Origin of the sequence: Streptomyces sp. NPDC050085 (assembly GCF_044460595.1) — a bacterium.
Taxonomy (GTDB): Bacteria; Actinomycetota; Actinomycetes; order Streptomycetales; family Streptomycetaceae; genus Streptomyces.
Genome location: NZ_JBITJZ010000015.1, coordinates 30,791 through 45,681, shown reverse-complemented (window position 1 = coordinate 45,681; position 14,891 = coordinate 30,791). Strand labels below are relative to the sequence as shown.

13 protein-coding genes are annotated in these 14,891 nt (G+C 72.2%); 7 read left to right on the top strand and 6 right to left on the bottom strand.

All coding sequences use genetic code 11. The features are described 5' to 3' along the window. The first annotated feature begins 43 nt into the window (after positions 1-43). Together ACIBUY_RS35685 and ACIBUY_RS35680 are read left to right on the top strand one after the other, a co-directional pair. The gene (locus ACIBUY_RS35685) at positions 44-190 is read left to right on the top strand and encodes a hypothetical protein (protein WP_365577097.1); all 147 of its coding nucleotides are present in this window, start codon (positions 44-46) and stop codon (positions 188-190) included. Between the two features lie 40 nt (positions 191-230). After that, complete coding sequence (locus ACIBUY_RS35680; protein WP_399154858.1) at positions 231-1,175, top strand: RluA family pseudouridine synthase; 945 nt, start codon at positions 231-233, stop codon at positions 1,173-1,175. Positions 1,176-1,199: 24 nt separating this feature from the next. Here ACIBUY_RS35680 and ACIBUY_RS35675 read toward each other — a convergent pair whose 3' ends face one another. The 6 genes from ACIBUY_RS35675 to ACIBUY_RS35650 form a co-directional block, all read right to left on the bottom strand. Next, complete coding sequence (locus ACIBUY_RS35675; protein WP_399154857.1) at positions 1,200-2,708, bottom strand: cytochrome P450; 1,509 nt, start codon at positions 2,706-2,708, stop codon at positions 1,200-1,202. 54 nt (positions 2,709-2,762) lie between these two features. Then, positions 2,763-3,413 carry a GTP-binding protein gene (locus ACIBUY_RS35670; protein WP_399154856.1) on the bottom strand — a complete coding sequence of 217 codons (651 nt, stop codon included), beginning with the start codon at positions 3,411-3,413 and terminating at the stop codon, positions 2,763-2,765. Continuing rightward, positions 3,394-3,795, bottom strand: a complete 402-nt coding sequence (locus ACIBUY_RS35665) for a DUF742 domain-containing protein (RefSeq protein WP_399154855.1) — start codon at positions 3,793-3,795, stop codon at positions 3,394-3,396. The genes ACIBUY_RS35670 and ACIBUY_RS35665 overlap by 20 nt, the downstream gene beginning before the upstream one ends. Beyond that, positions 3,792-4,199, bottom strand: coding sequence for a roadblock/LC7 domain-containing protein (locus tag ACIBUY_RS35660; RefSeq protein ID WP_365577091.1), 408 nt, complete (start codon positions 4,197-4,199; stop codon positions 3,792-3,794). Before ACIBUY_RS35660 ends, ACIBUY_RS35665 begins: the two co-directional genes overlap by 4 nt. Continuing rightward, positions 4,196-5,833, bottom strand: coding sequence for an ATP-binding protein (locus ACIBUY_RS35655; protein WP_365577089.1), 1,638 nt, complete (start codon positions 5,831-5,833; stop codon positions 4,196-4,198). The genes ACIBUY_RS35660 and ACIBUY_RS35655 overlap by 4 nt, the downstream gene beginning before the upstream one ends. 294 nt (positions 5,834-6,127) lie before the next feature. Beyond that, positions 6,128-6,754, bottom strand: a complete 627-nt coding sequence (locus ACIBUY_RS35650; protein WP_365577087.1) for a helix-turn-helix domain-containing protein — start codon at positions 6,752-6,754, stop codon at positions 6,128-6,130. A 185-nt stretch (positions 6,755-6,939) separates the two neighbouring features. Between ACIBUY_RS35650 and ACIBUY_RS35645 the strand changes: the two genes are divergently transcribed. The 5 genes from ACIBUY_RS35645 to ACIBUY_RS35625 all read left to right on the top strand — a co-directional run bounded on the left by ACIBUY_RS35645 (position 6,940) and on the right by ACIBUY_RS35625 (position 14,878). Beyond that, on the top strand, positions 6,940-7,767 hold the full coding sequence (locus ACIBUY_RS35645; protein ID WP_399154854.1) for an urea amidolyase associated protein UAAP1: 828 nt from the start codon (positions 6,940-6,942) through the stop codon (positions 7,765-7,767). Then, the gene (locus ACIBUY_RS35640) at positions 7,764-8,402 is read left to right on the top strand and encodes an urea amidolyase associated protein UAAP2 (protein WP_365577083.1); all 639 of its coding nucleotides are present in this window, start codon (positions 7,764-7,766) and stop codon (positions 8,400-8,402) included. The genes ACIBUY_RS35645 and ACIBUY_RS35640 overlap by 4 nt, the downstream gene beginning before the upstream one ends. Beyond that, positions 8,399-11,908, top strand: a complete 3,510-nt coding sequence (locus ACIBUY_RS35635) for a 5-oxoprolinase/urea amidolyase family protein (RefSeq protein ID WP_399154853.1) — start codon at positions 8,399-8,401, stop codon at positions 11,906-11,908. The genes ACIBUY_RS35640 and ACIBUY_RS35635 overlap by 4 nt, the downstream gene beginning before the upstream one ends. Before the next feature lie 27 nt (positions 11,909-11,935). Beyond that, on the top strand, positions 11,936-13,606 hold the full coding sequence (locus ACIBUY_RS35630) for an allophanate hydrolase (RefSeq protein ID WP_399154852.1): 1,671 nt from the start codon (positions 11,936-11,938) through the stop codon (positions 13,604-13,606). A 171-nt stretch (positions 13,607-13,777) separates the two neighbouring features. Then, complete coding sequence (locus ACIBUY_RS35625) at positions 13,778-14,878, top strand: LLM class flavin-dependent oxidoreductase (RefSeq protein ID WP_365577077.1); 1,101 nt, start codon at positions 13,778-13,780, stop codon at positions 14,876-14,878. Positions 14,879-14,891 lie beyond the last annotated feature (13 nt).

Sequence of the window (14,891 nt, the reverse complement as noted above, 5' to 3'; positions counted from 1 at the left end):
GCGATGAAGTGGACGGCACCGCCCTCGACCCGAAAGAAGCACTGTGGACGACATCGGCGCCTCCGTGGTGCTGCGCCTCCTGGGCACGCTCACGTCGTGGGTGCAGACCGTCATCGAACTGCTCGACTTCCGCGACTGGCTCAGGAAGCGGCGCAAGCGATCCCGGCGCGGCACACGCCGTACCACCTGACGCCCCTCCCCGGACCGCGGCGCCCGTACTGTGGCACTCGATGAGACGCAAGCCCCGCACCCCGCCCTCCCCCCTCCCCCAGCGCGACGGGGTCGATCCCGTGCGGGTGCGGATGCCCGTCGACGGGGAGTGGGCGACCGTGCGGGACCACCTGGTGGGGCGCATGTCGGCGGGGGACGGGGTGATCGACGCCATGATCGCCGCGGAGCGCATCGTGCGGGCGGACGGCGGCCCCGTGCGCGCCGACACCCCGTACGAGCCGGGCGGGTACGTGTGGTTCCACCGGGACCTCCCGGCGGAGACGCGGGTCCCCTTCGTGGTGGACGTCGTGTACCGCGACGAGCACATCGTCGTCGCCGACAAGCCGCACTTCCTGGCGACGACGCCGCGCGGCAGCCACGTCACCGAGACCGTCCTGGCGCGGCTGCGCCGGGAGTTGGACCTGCCGGCCATCGGGCCCGCCCACCGGCTCGACCGGCTCACAGCCGGGCTCGTGCTGTTCGTCGTACGCCCCGAGGAGCGCGGCCGGTACCAGACCCTGTTCCGGGACCGGCTCGTGGCCAAGGAGTACGAGGCCGTCGCCGCCCATGACCCGGGGGTCCCGCTGCCGGTCACGGTGCGCAGCAGGATCGAGAAGGAGCGCGGGGTGCTCACCGCCCAGGAGATCCCGGGCGGCGAGCCCAACGCCGAAAGCCATGTCCAACTGGCCGGGACGAAGGGCGAGTTGGGGCTCTATCGGCTGACACCGCACACCGGGCGGACCCATCAGTTGCGGGTCCACATGAACCGCATCGGGCTGCCGATCCTGGGCGATCCGCTCTATCCGGTCGTCGCGGACCCCGTCGCACCCGACGACTTCCGCAGGCCCCTGCAACTCCTCGCCCGCTCCCTGGAGTTCAGGGATCCGGTGACCGGTCGCGAGCACCGGTTCGTGAGCGGGCGGGAGCTGGGGGCCTGGGTGTCGTACGCGACCTGGGACCAGTAGACGAGTAGAGCGGCAGAGGCGCTGTCAGTACCCGCGCCACCAGCGCAGGAACCGCTGCCAGGCGCCGAGCCGCGGCTGCACCGGGGCGGCCGGGGCGGCGGCAGGTGCCGGAGCCGGGGTTTCGGCCACAGGAGCCGGCGTCTGCACCGGTGCGCCGGACGAGACCTGCCAGTCGGGGCGCGGCGGCGGCACGATGCTCGGCTTGGAGATGACGTCCTGCGGCGGGCGCGGCGTGAACGACACCGGAAGCGCCACGAGGTGCTTGGACAGGATCGTCGAGCGCCACCGCAACTCGCTCTCCGGGATGGAGAGTTCAGCGTCGGGCAACCGCATCAGGAACGCGTCGACCCCGATGTCGGCGATGGCGCGCCCGACGTCCTGGCCCGGGCACTCGTGCGGACCGCCGCCGAACGCGAGGTGCGAGCGGTTGCCGAGCATGTGGGCGGTCGGGTCGGGGCGGACCGCCGGGTCGACGTTGCCCGGCTGGATGCCGAAGATCAGGCCGTCCCCGGCGCGGATGCGCTGCCCGCCGAGTTCGGTGTCGACCTTGGCGAAGTAGCCGACCATGGCGCTGAACGGCGGCTCGTCCCACAGCGACTGCTCGACCGCCTCGGGCACGGTCATCTGCCCGCCGTTGAGCTGGGCGCGGAAGCGCGGGTCGGTGAGCACGACGCGCAGCACGTTGGCGATGAGGTTGGCCGTGCCCTCGTAGGCCGCGATGAGGATGAGCCGCAGGTGCTGGCCGACCTCGTCGTCGGTCAGGCCCGCCGGGTCGGCGATGAGGCCGCTGGTGAAGTCGTCGTCGAGGGGGTTGGCCCGGCGCCGCGCCGTGAGCTCCATGAGGACGCCCATGATGAACTCGTTGCTGGCGATGGCCGTTTCGGTGCCCTTGATCATGTCGCGGGCCGCCTGCACGAAGCGCTCGCTGTACGCCTCGGGGGCGCCGAGGATCGACAGCATCACCATCATCGGCAGGTGCTCGGCGAACTCGCTGACGATGTCGCACTCGCCGCGCTGCGAGAACCGGTTGATGATCTCCTGCGTCGCCTTGTTGATCGTCCGGCGCAGGGTGCGGTGCTCGATGGTCTCCATGGCCGCGGTGACCGCGCCGCGCAGCCGCCGGTGCTCCGTGCCCTCCGTCATGGAGCAGATCGGCTGGTAGCTGAAGACGGGGACGAGCGGGTGGGTCGGCTTGACCGTGCCGTTCTTCAGGGCGGTCCAGCCCCGCGCGTCGCGGTTGTACTGGGAGGTGCTGCGCACCATGTGCAGGTTCTCGCTGTGGCCGAGCACCGCCCACATGCGGACGTCGTCGTGGATCAACACCGGGGCCACCGTGCCGTGTTCGGCGCGCAGCTTCTCGTAGACGGCCGCGATGTCCGTGTCGGCCTCGGGTCCGTAGAGCCGGCGCAGGCCGTCCGGGCCCAGGGCGTGCGCGGGGCAGCCGGGCGGCGGGGCGAGCGAGGGGTCGGCGAGGCCGTCGAGGGCGTCGTATCCGGCGGATGACTGGGAGGGCTGCTGGGAGGGAGGCGCCACGGTGATCGCTCCGGTGGTGTGGTCAACTGGTGTTAGAAGGTGGGGAGTTGAGGGTCAGGCGCGGTGCAGCGCCATCTCGTGCAGATAGCGCATCAGGGTCATCAGGACGTCGCGGCTGGAGGCCCGGCGGCGCGCGTCGCACTCGATGATCGGGACCTGCGGGTCCAGGTCGAGGGCGTTGCGCAGCTCCTCGGTGGGATAGCGCGGGCCGTCCGGGAAGGCGTTGTTGGCGATGACGAACGGCACGCCGCGCTCCTCCAGGCGTCCGATCACGTCGAAGCTGACCTCGAGGCGGCGGCTGTCGATGAGCACGACCGCGCCGAGGGCGCCCTCGAACAGCCCGTTCCACAGGAACCAGAAGCGCTCCTGGCCCGGGGTGCCGAACAGGTAGAGGACGAGTTCCTCGGTGATGCTGATGCGGCCGAAGTCCATGGCCACGGTGGTGGCGGTCTTCGTCTCGGAGCCGTAGTTGTCGTCGACGCCGATGCCCGCCTGCGTCATCGTCTCCTCGGTGGTGAGCGGGCGGATCTCGCTCACGGAGCCGACCATGGTGGTCTTGCCGACGCCGAAGCCGCCGACGATGACGATCTTCACGGCCGAGGTGACCGTCTCGGGCATCCGGTCCTCGGCCCGCGGTCCCGGGATGTGCACACTGCCGAGGGCGACCTCGGTGGCGGCCGTGTTCTCAGAGCTTCTGTAGTCCATGCATCACCGCTTCGAGGAGGGAACGGTCGGCGACGGCGCTCCGGATGACGGGGGCCCGCGCCTGGACCAGTTCGGCCGCGAGGAGTTCGCCGAGCAGCACGGTGACCACGCTGAACGGCAGGTTGAGGTAGGCCGAGATCTCGGCCGTGGACAGCGGCGTGCGGCACATGCGCAACACGGCGCCCTGTTCGGGCGGCACCGCGGGCGGCGGGTCGGCGTGCGCCACGATCAGGGTGACCAGATCGAGGGGTGCGCGGTCGGCGCCGTCGGTGCCGCCGGTGATGACGTAGAGCCGCTCGGGATCCCTGGGACCCTGCTGCGGGCGTCGCTCGCGCTGCGGTGGCGGTTCTCGGAACGGTGGTTCGGGAGGGCGGGGGCTCATACAGTCTGGCCGTTGCGTCGGGGCGGGCTGGTCAGGTGGGCGCCGATGCGGATCACGAGGTCGCGCATCTGGTGGCTGATGAGGCCCGCGTCGACGTACGGGTCGGCGAGGACGGCGAGATACGCGCCCTTGCCCGCGGCCATCAGATAGAAGAAGCCGCCGTCGACCTCGATGATGACCATGTTCATCTTGCCGTTGCTCTCCGGGATCTCGGAGGCGACCGCGGAGGCGAGGGACTGGAGTCCCGCACAGGCGGCGGCGATCCGGTCGGCCCCGTCGGGGTCGCCGCCGTAGCGTGCGATGCGCAGACCGTCCGCGGAGAGCACCACCACCTGGCGCACATTGGGCACGCCGTCGGCGAGCTCCTTGAGCATCCAGTCGAAATTGGCGCGTTGCTGGATCACTGGCGGTCTCCCTCGTCGACCTGCTGGTTGTACGCGTCGTCGTGCGGCTTGTCGGCGCCCTCCGGCGCCTCGAAGCCCTCACCCGGGTCCGACCCGTCGGGCTTCAGCCCGTTCATGAACGCCTCGACCCACAGGCCGGGTTCGGGCTGCGCGGGCCTGTCGTGCTCCGGCTCCACGGAGGGCGCGGGGACGCCGGGTGCCGCAGCCGCGGGCGGCGGCGCGGACAGGTCGGGGTTGCGGGGCGTGACGATGATCTGGTTCTCGATGATCTTCGTGTCGTGCTTCCTGCGGCGCTGCGGCAGCCCGTTGGCCCGCCACTCGGTGACCACGGGGACGTCGTCCTCCATCGCGGCGACGAGCGGGGCGGAGGGGCGCGGGCCCGTGGTGGGGCGGCGCGTCTTCTTCAGCCGCGGCTCTTCCTTGATCGGTACGCCGTTGTGGTCGACGCGGGGCACTGCGGTGGCGCCGATGCCGTGGGCGAGTCCCGGAGCGGGCTCGGAACTCATCATCTCGCGCGGCACGACGAGGACCGCGCGGACGCCGCCGTACGCGGACTGGCGCAGGGAGATCTGCATGTTGTACATCGAGCAGAGCCGGCCGACGATGGCGAGGCCCAGGCGCGGGTTCTCGCCCAGGTCGTTGAGGTCGACGCCCGCCTTGGCCTTGTCGAGCATCCGCTCGGCCTTGAGGCGCTGTTCCTCGCCGAGGCTGACGCCGCCGTCCTCGATCTCGATGGCGATGCCGGTCTGCACCTCGACGGCGGTGACGTGGACGCGGGTCTGCGGCGGCGAGTAGCGCGTGGCGTTGTCGAGGAGTTCGGCGCAGGCGTGGATGAGGGGCTCGACGGAGATGCCCGTGATGGCCACGTCACAGATGGCATGCAGGTCGATGCGCGGGTATTCGAGGATGCGCGACATGGCGCCGCGCAGCACGCTGTAGAGCTTGACGGGCCGCGGCCACTGGCGTCCGGGGCGTGCGCCGCCGAGGACGGTGACGGAGTCGGCGAGGCGGCCGATCAGCGCGGTGCCGTGGTCGATGCGCAGGAGGTCGTCGAAGACCTCGGGGTTGCGGCCGTGGTCCTCCTCCATCTCGCGCAGTTCCTGGGCCTGTTTGTGCACGATGGCCTGGACGCGGCGGGCGATGGAGACGAAGGCGCGCTGGGCCGCGTCGCTCTCGGCGTCCCCGCGGTCGATCTCCCTGAGGCAGCGGCGCAGCAGTTCGCGCTCGCCCTGGCTGATGTCGCGGAAGGCGGGGTCGGAGTCGCAGGTGTTCTGGACGGCGTCCTTGGGGTTGTCGCCGGTGCGCATCCGGTAGAGGGCGTGCGGCAGCACTTCCTTGGCGACTCGCATCGTGCGGTGTTCCTGGGCGCCGATGCGGCCTTCCAACTCGGCGACGTGGTGCGCGTATTGGGTGCGCTGGCCCTTGATGACGCGGCCGCGCCGGACGGCCTCGGCCGCGACGGCGACCACCAGGACCGTGCCGAGTGCGCCGCACAGGGCGACGGCGAGACGTGCGGGCTGCGTGACCAGTGCGACGGCCGCTCCGGTGGCGGCGGCCATGACCATGGCGGGCAGCAACAGGACACGTGTGTAGGGGACTTCTCGGCCACCGGGAGGCGATTGAACACTCACCATGTATGCCCTCTGAACGGTCGGGTCGGGGAAGTTTGCGATGGTTCGCCACACTTGGCTACGGGGATCAACGCGAACCATCGCCGCATAGGGGAACAAGCGCCCGAATCCATCTCAACTCGGTGCGCTGCGGGCGAGCTTAGTCCGACCGGATCATCGCCGAGTCATATTCGGCAAGGCCCTGAAATGCCCCGCCGAGAGGAATACACTCGCTCCCATTTGCACGCTCAGCTCTTGTTCGCACACATGGAGTGAGGGCGTCCGGCTGTCCGAGCCCGCGCGGGGTCGCCGATCGGCTCAGATGCCGGCGATGCGCAGCGCGGCGTCCGCCGTGGCCTCGGCAAACGCCGTGACGGGCCGCTCGGGGTCGGACCGGTGGACGAGGATCACGCCTTCGATGAGGCCGAACAACAGGTCGGTCCGCAGAGCGAGTTCACCCTTGCCGAGGGTGGATCCGGCGCTCGTGTCGGCGAGCAACTGCCGGTACGCGTCCTTCAGTTCGGCGCGCACGGCATGGAACCCGGCGAAGCGTTCGGCGCGCACCTCGGGCAGCAGATACAGGCCGCCGAGGTTGTGCGGGCCGCCGCAGAGCAGCTCGACGTCGCTGCGGCACAGCTCCCACAGCCGGTCCTTCGCCGGGCGCTCCGCCTCGGCGAGCAGCGCGCGGGCCAGCGCGAGCGAGGGTGTGACGGTCGACTCCAGGAGGGCGGCGAGCAGCTCCTCCTTGCCGGAGACGTAGTGGTACATCGTCGCCTGCCGCATCCCGGCACGCTCGGCGACGGCCCGGGTGGTGGTGGCCGCGTACCCCTTCGTCGTGAACAACTCGGCGGCGGCCTCCAGGAGTTCGGCGCGCGGAGCGAGTCCGCTGTCCGGCCGGGCGGCGGCCCGCGGGCGACCGACGCGGCGCGCTCCTGAAGTGCTCATGCGCCCGATCGTCGCACATCGGCCCGGTTCGGCCCGGACGGGCCTGACGCGTCGAGCGCGGTGAGATCCAGGTAACGCCACCGACACGGCCGGGCAACGCGGCAGAAGCGACCGCTGCCTAATTTCTGTCGCACGACAGAAACATGAGTCCCCAGCAACCCGACGCCGAGCCGGAAGGTCCCGCCATGGCGACAGCGACCACCCACGGAGCCCGCGACCACGCCCGCGCCCAACAGGGCACCCGCACCGACGCCATGCCGGTGGTCCCCGCCCGCGACTGGCCCCAACCCCCGTGCGAGGCGGGCCACTTGGTGTGGGCGGAGACGGTGGCGGGCGGCAACTACACGCACCGCGTCCTGGCCCGCGGCACCGAGCTGCGCCTGACCGACCGCACGGGCGACGCCTGCGCGCACCTCCTCCTTTACGTCGACGGCCGCCCCTGGGAGCGGCTGAACGTCGCCGACACGGTGAAGGTGCAGTGGAACGCCTACCTCGGCGAGGGCCGTCTCCTCCTGTCCGACCAGGGCCGCGTCCTCGCGTCCGTCGTCGCGGACACCACGGGCGGCCGGCACGACGCGCTGTGCGGCACCTCCACCCGCGTACGGAACGAACGGCGCTACGGCGCCGGTACCCCCGAGTCGCCCTCGCCCGCCGGGCGGGAGCTGTTCAAACTGGCCGCCGCGAAGAACGGCCTCACGCCGCGCGACATCCCGCCGTCCCTCTCCTTCTTCCAGGGCGTCGAGTTCGCGGAGGACGGGGCCGTCCGGTTCACCGGTTCGGCGGGGCCCGGCGCGAGCGTGACGCTCCGCGCCGAGCAGGACGTCACGGTGCTGCTCGTGAACGTGCCGCATCCGTCGGACCCGCGCGAGACCTACGTGACCGGCCCGCTGGAGGTCCTGGCGTGGCGGGCCGAACCGACGTCCGCGGGCGACCCCTTGTGGGACGCCACGCCCGAGGGCCGCCGCGCCTTCCTCAACACCGCCGACTTCCTCGCCTCCAGGGGGCTCAAGTGACCACCGCCTCCACCGACACGGCCGTCTCCACCGTGGCCGCCCGCGCCGCCTGGTCCGCCCTCCTGCGCGGGGGCGACACCCTCACCCTCACCGACCTGCGCGGCAACCAGGCCGTCGACTTCCTCGTGTACGCCGCCGATGACACGGCCGTGCGCTACAGCGCGCCCGACACGATCCACGCGCAGGGCAACCTCTTCCTGACGACGGGCAGCGTGCTGCTCAGCAACGAACACACGCCGCTGATGACGGTCGTCTCCGACGACGTGGGCCGGCACGACACGGTCGGCGGCGCCTGCTCGAAGGAGTCCAACACCCTGCGCTACGGCCACCACACCTGGGCCCAGCACGCCTGCGTCGACAACTTCCTTGCAGAGGGCGCCCGTTGGGGTCTCGGCAAGCGGGACCTCGTCTCGAACGTCAACTGGTACATGAACGTGCCCGTGGAGAAGGACGGCACCCTCGGCATCGTCGACGGCCTGTCCGCACCCGGCCTCGAGGTGACCCTGCGCGCGGAGTGCGACGTGATCGTCCTCGTCTCCAACTGCCCGCAGATCAACAACCCGTGCAACGGCTTCGAACCGACCCCGGTGGCGCTGACGATCGGGGCGGGCGTGACGATCGGGGCGGGCGCATGACCTTCGACACCCTGCTCGTCGCCAACCGCGGCGAGATCGCCGCCCGCATCATCCGCAGCGCACGGGAACTGGGCCTGCGCACCGTGGCCGTGTACTCCGACGCGGACCGCGGCGCCCCGCACGTCCGCCTCGCCGACGAGGCCGTCCGCCTCGGCCCGGCGCCCGCGAAGGAGTCGTACCTCGACGCCGACCTGGTCCTGAAGGCGGCGAAGGACACCGGGTCCCGGGCGATCCACCCGGGCTACGGATTCCTGTCCGAGGACGCCGCGTTCGCGCGCCGCTGCGAGGACGCGGGCATCGTGTTCGTCGGCCCGACCCCGCACCAGCTGGAGCTGTTCGGCGCCAAGCACACGGCACGCGCGGCAGCCGAGGCCGCGAGCGTCCCGCTGGCCCCCGGCACCGGACTGCTCCCCGACGCCGACGCGGCTCTGGCCGCGGCGGACCGCATCGGCTACCCGGTGATGCTCAAGGCCACCGGCGGCGGAGGCGGCATCGGCATGGCGGCCTGCCGCACCCCGGACGCCCTGCGCGAGGCCTGGGACCGCGTCCAGCGCACGGCGGCGGCCTCCTTCACGTCGGCGGGCGTCTTCCTGGAGCGCCTCGTCGAGCACGCCCGGCACGTGGAGGTCCAGGTCTTCGGCGACGGACGGGGCAGGGTCGTCACGTTCGGCGACCGCGACTGCTCGCTGCAGCGCCGCAACCAGAAGGTGGTGGAGGAGGCCCCGGCACCGAACCTTCCCGAGCACGTACGCGACCAACTGGCCATCGCGGCAAGAGACTTGTGCGCATCGGTCGACTACCGTTCCGCCGGCACGGTCGAGTTCGTGTACGACGCCGCGCGCGAGGAGGCGTACTTCCTCGAGGTCAACACCCGCCTCCAGGTGGAGCATCCGGTCACCGAGGAGGTCTACGGCGTCGACCTCGTCGCCTGGATGCTGCGCCTGGCACGCGGCGAGACCACGGTCGTACGCGACCCGGGGCCACCCCGCGGCCACGCCGTCGAGGCACGCCTGTACGCGGAGGACCCGAGCCGTGAACATCGCCCGAGCGCGGGCCTGTTGACCCGGGTCCAGTTCCCCGATGGAGTGCGCGTCGACGGCTGGATCGAGACCGGCAGCGAGGTCTCCACGGCGTACGACCCGATGCTGGCGAAGGTGATCGCGTACGGCAGCGACCGCGCCGAGGCCCTGGACCGCCTCGACGCGGCTCTCGCCGCCACCCGCGTGGACGGCATCGAGACCAATCTGGGTCTGGTCCGCTCGGCCCTGACCGCGCCGGACTTCCGCTCGGCCACCCACTCGACGGCGACCCTCGCGCACGTCACCGACCCGACGCCGCGCATCGAGGTGACCGCGGGCGGCACGCTCACCACCGTGCAGGACTGGCCGGGCCGCATCGGGCACTGGCAGGTCGGCGTGCCGCCGTGCGGCCCGATGGACGACCGCTCGTTCCGCCTCGGCAACCTCGCCCTCGGCAACGGCGAGGGCGCTCCCGGACTGGAATGCACGCTCCAAGGACCGGAGTTGAGGTTCACGCACCCGACGACGGTGTGCGTGACCGGCGCCCCGGCCCCCGTCACGGTGGACGGCGTACCGGTCCCGCAGTGGGAGCCGGTGACGGTCCCCGCGGGCGGCACCCTCACCGTGGGCGCACCGAGCGAGCACGGCCTGCGGACGTACGTCCTCTTCGCGGGCGGCGGCCTGGACGTCCCGCCGTTCCTGGGCAGCGCGGCCACGTTCACGCTCGGCGGGTTCGGCGGCCACGGCGGCCGGGCGCTGCGCACGGGCGACGTCCTGCACGGCGGCGCCACGGCGACCGGCGAGACGGTGCCCGGGACCGACCGGCCCGCGTTCACCGCCACCTGGCACATCGGCGCGCTCGAAGGCCCGCACGCCGCACCGGAGTTCTTCACCGAGCAGGACGTCCACGACTTCTACGCGGCCGACTGGAAGGTCCACTTCAACTCGGCCCGCACCGGCGTCCGGCTCGTCGGCCCGAAGCCGCGCTGGTCCCGCACGGACGGCGGCGAGGCGGGCCTGCACCCGTCCAACATCCACGACACCCCGTACTCGGTCGGCGCCGTCGACTACACGGGCGACATGCCGGTCCTGCTCGGCCCGGACGGCCCGTCCCTCGGCGGCTTCGTCTGCCCGGCCACGGTGGTCACGACCGAACGCTGGAAGCTGGGCCAGCTCCGCCCCGGCGACACGGTCCGCTTCGCGCCGGTCGCGGCGGACGGCACGCCGCGCCCCGCGATCGTCGACGGCGGCGTCCTGGCCCGCGACGGCGACATCACGTACCGCCGCAGCGGCGACGACAACCTCCTCGTGGAGTTCGGCCCGATGCAGCTCGACCTGGCGCTGCGGATGCGGGTGCACGCGCTGATGGAGGCGGTGGCGGGCGCCGCCCTGACGGGCGTACGTGACCTGACGCCCGGCATCCGGTCGCTGCAGATCCAGGTGGACCCTCGGGTGCTCGCGCAGGACGAACTCCTGGTATCAGTAAGGCGATTGGCGACCGCGTTGCCTCCGTCGGACGCACTCACGGTCCCCTCCCGCACGGTCCACCTCCCCCTGTCCTGGGACGACCCGGCGACCCGCGAGGCCATCGCCCGGTACATGGCGGGCGTACGCGACGACGCGCCCTGGTGCCCGTGGAACATCGAGTTCATCCGCCGCGTCAACGGCCTCGGCTCCGTCGACGACGTGTACGCGACGGTCTTCGACGCGGAGTACCTGGTGCTCGGCCTCGGCGACGTCTACCTCGGCGCCCCGGTCGCCACCCCGCTCGACCCGCGCCACCGCCTGGTGACGACGAAGTACAACCCGGCCCGCACCTGGACCGCGGAGAACTCGGTCGGCATCGGCGGCGCGTACCTGTGCGTCTACGGGATGGAGGGACCCGGCGGCTATCAGTTCGTGGGGCGTACGACCCAGGTCTGGTCGGGCTGGCAGCAGCGCGGCGCGTTCGAGGCGGGGTCCCCGTGGCTGCTGCGCTTCTTCGACCGGATCAAGTGGTACCCGGTGTCGCCGGAGGAACTCCTCGAGCTGCGGGCGGACATCACCTCGGGCCGCTTCGTGCCGCGCATCGAGGAGGGCGAGTTCTCGCTCGCCGCGCATCAGGAGTTCCTGGATCGGAACGCCACGTCGATCGAGACGTTCCGGGCCGGTCAGAGTGCCGCGTTCACCGCGGAGCGGGACGCGTGGGAGGCGGCCGGCGAGTTCGCGCGCGCCGAGGCCGCGAGCGCCCCGGCACCGCCCGCCGACGATCTGAGCCTGCCCACGGGCGGCATTGTGGTCGAGGCCGAATTCGCCGCCTGCGTCTGGCAGTTGAACGTCTCGGAGGGCGATGTGGTGGAACCCGGACAGCAGCTCGTGGCCCTGGAGGCGATGAAGATGGAGTCCCCGGTACGGGCCGCGTCGCCGGCCCGCGTCCACCAGATCCTCACCGAGCCGGGCGCCCAGGTGGACCCGGGCACACCTCTGCTGATCCTCGTCCCGGCCTGACCCCGCCGAGCAACCACTGGAGCCCTCATGCCCTCAGCCGTGACCCGCGTCCGTGCCGCCCACGCCCGGATCGCCGCGGTGGACCGCCCCGAGATCTGGATCGATCTGCGCCCCGAGGCGGACGTCGCGGCGGAGGCGGCCGCCCTCGACGCCCGCACGGCGAGGGGCGAACAACTCCCCCTGGCGGGACGCCTGTTGGCGGTCAAGGGCAATATCGACGTCGCGGGCCTGCCCACCACCGCGGGCTGCCCCGCGTACGCGTACACGCCCGTCGAGGACTCCCCCGCGGTGGCCCGGCTGCGCGCGGCGGGCGCGCTCGTCCTCGGCACCACGAACCTGGACCAGTTCGCCACCGGCCTGGTCGGCACCCGCTCCCCCTACGGCGCGGTCCGCGGCGCCGTCGACCCCACCCGGATCAGCGGCGGCTCCAGCTCGGGCTCCGCCGTGGCGGTGGCCCTGGGCATCGCCGATCTCGCCCTCGGTACCGACACGGCGGGCTCGGGCCGCGTCCCGGCCGCCCTCAACGGCATCGTCGGCCTGAAACCCACCTACGGCCTGGTCCCCACCGCGGGTGTCGTCCCGGCCTGCGCCTCGCTCGACTGCGTCACCGTCTTCGCCCGTACGCTGCCGGAGGCGGAGCGCGCCCTGTCCTTCATGACGGACCCCGCGCCCGCGCCCCCGGCCCGCGCTCCCGGGCCGTGGCGCGTGGCGGTCCCGCACACGGGGCACCTGGGCGGACTGGCGCCCGGCTGGGCCGCGGCGTACGAGTCTGCCGCTCGCCAACTGGCGGACGCGGGAGCCGAGTTGAGAGAGATCGACCTGACGCCGTTCACCGCGGCGGCGGCCCTGCTGTACGAGGGCGCGTTCGTCGCCGAGCGGTACACGGCGGTCGGCGCCTTCATCGACAAAACCCTTATCGACAAGACGACGGCCGACCCGGCCCTCGACCCCACCGTGCGGGACATCATCACCCGGGCCCGCGACATCCCCGCCCACCGCCTCTTCGCCGACCAGGCCCGCCTGGCAGCCCTGCGCACCGCGGCGTTCGCCCAACTGGCCGACGCGGACGCCCTGTTGCTGCCCACCACCACCGAGCACCCCACCCTCGACGAGGTCGCCGCCGACCCCCTCGGGGTCAACGCCCGCCTCGGCCGCTTCACCAACTCCACGAACCTGTTCGGCCTGTGCGCCACCGCCGTCCCCGCGGGCACGGCCGACGGGCTCCCGTTCGGGGTGATGCTGATCGGCCGGGCCCACACGGACGACCGGGTGTCCCGCATCGCCGGGCTGCTGACGACGCCGCCCGCCCGGATCGCGGTGGTCGGGGCCCACCTCACAGGACAGCCACTGAACGGCCAACTCCTCGCCCTGGGCGCTGAGTTCGAGTGCTCGACGACCACGGCTGCCACGTACCGGCTGCATGCTCTGCCCACCCGTCCTGCCAAGCCGGGCCTGGTGCGCGTGGGTCCGGCCGAGGGCGCGGCGATCGAGGCGGAGGTGTGGCGCATCCCGGCGGCGGGCCTGGGGCAACTCCTCACGACGCTCCCCCGTCCCATGACCCTGGGCAGCGTCACCCTCGCCGACGGCACCGAGGTCCCCGGCTTCCTCTGCGAACCCTCGGCCCTGGCCGCCGACGCCCCCGACATCACCCACCACGGCGGCTGGCGCGCCTACTTGGCGGCACGAGGACGTGGTTGACGTTTCACGCGTCCGCCTGTTCAACTGACGGCATGCGCCCTCAGCTGCGGCTGGTCACCCGCGACCACATCGACTTCGGTCGAGTGTGGTCGGCGGCGTGTTGCGCCTGACGACGATCCGACGTCCAGGCCCAGCACATCCGACCCCGCACCGCGAAAGAGGCGTACCACCATGCCCGTAGAGTTCCTCGGCATCGCCGCGACCAACGAAGGCTCCGAAGTGACGGCCCGCTCGGGCCCCTCCTTCGACAAGGACTACACGCTCCGTCTCGCCCGCGCCCACGAGGAGTACGGCTGGGACCGCATCCTCTTCGCGTACGGCTCCGGCTCCCCGGACCCGTCCCCGGCCGCCGCCTACATCGCGGCCCGCACGGAGAAGATCCAGATCCTGGTCGCGCACCGCCCGAACGTCTCGTACCCGACCTTCGCGGCCAAGACCTTCGCGACGCTCGACCGCATCAGCGACGGCCGCCTCGCCGTGCACTTCATCACCGGTGGCAACGACCACGAGCAGCAGCGCGAGGGCGACTTCCTCACCAAGGACGAGCGGTACGCCCGTACCCGCGAGGCCATCCAGATCATCAAGAAGGCCTGGACGTCGCACGACCCGTTCGACCACGAGGGCACGCACTACCGCTTCAAGGACTTCGTGAGCGACACCTTCCCCGTCCAACTGCCGCACCCGCCGGTCTCGTTCGGCGGCTCGTCCCCCGCGGCGTACGCGGCGGGCGGCGCCGAGGCAGACATCTACTGCCTGTGGGGCGAGCCGCTGGCGCAGACCGCCGAGCAGATCGAGTCGGTCAAGGCGGCGGCGAAGGCGGCGGGCCGCACGGACGTGCCCCGCATCCAGGTGGCGTTCCGCCCGATCATCGCGCCGACCGAGGAACTGGCCTGGGAGAAGGCCCACGCGACGCTGGCCCGCATCCGGGCCCGTAAGGCGGGCACCCCGCTCTCCCGCCGCCACCCGTCGACGAACCCGGAGAACGCGGGCTCCCAGCGCCTCCTCGCGGCGGCGGCCCGGGGCGAGCGCCACGACCGCGCGCTGTGGACCCCGACGGCGGCGGAGACGGGCGGCGCGGGCAACTCGACGGCCCTGGTCGGCACCCCCGAGACGGTCGCCCAAGCCCTCCTGGACTACTACGACTTGGGCGTCGACATCCTCTCGGCCCGCGGCTACGACCTGCTCGACGACGCGATCGACTTCGGCCGCCACGTGATCCCGATCGTCCGCGAGGAGGTTGCGAAGAGGGACGCGGCTCGCACGGCGGCCTGACCACCCGCCCCCC

Excerpts from the sequence above, each read along its gene's own strand:
- ACIBUY_RS35635 (WP_399154853.1), top strand. The coding sequence starts at position 8,399 with ATGACCTTCGACACCCTGCTCGTCGCCAACCGCGGCGAGATCGCCGCC.
- ACIBUY_RS35680 (WP_399154858.1), top strand. The coding sequence starts at position 231 with ATGAGACGCAAGCCCCGCACCCCGCCCTCCCCCCTCCCCCAGCGCGAC.
- ACIBUY_RS35655 (WP_365577089.1), bottom strand. The coding sequence starts at position 5,833 with ATGGTGAGTGTTCAATCGCCTCCCGGTGGCCGAGAAGTCCCCTACACA.
- ACIBUY_RS35650 (WP_365577087.1), bottom strand. The coding sequence starts at position 6,754 with ATGAGCACTTCAGGAGCGCGCCGCGTCGGTCGCCCGCGGGCCGCCGCC.
- ACIBUY_RS35630 (WP_399154852.1), top strand. The coding sequence starts at position 11,936 with ATGCCCTCAGCCGTGACCCGCGTCCGTGCCGCCCACGCCCGGATCGCC.
- ACIBUY_RS35645 (WP_399154854.1), top strand. The coding sequence starts at position 6,940 with ATGGCGACAGCGACCACCCACGGAGCCCGCGACCACGCCCGCGCCCAA.
- ACIBUY_RS35665 (WP_399154855.1), bottom strand. The coding sequence starts at position 3,795 with ATGAGCCCCCGCCCTCCCGAACCACCGTTCCGAGAACCGCCACCGCAG.
- ACIBUY_RS35670 (WP_399154856.1), bottom strand. The coding sequence starts at position 3,413 with ATGGACTACAGAAGCTCTGAGAACACGGCCGCCACCGAGGTCGCCCTC.
- ACIBUY_RS35625 (WP_365577077.1), top strand. The coding sequence starts at position 13,778 with ATGCCCGTAGAGTTCCTCGGCATCGCCGCGACCAACGAAGGCTCCGAA.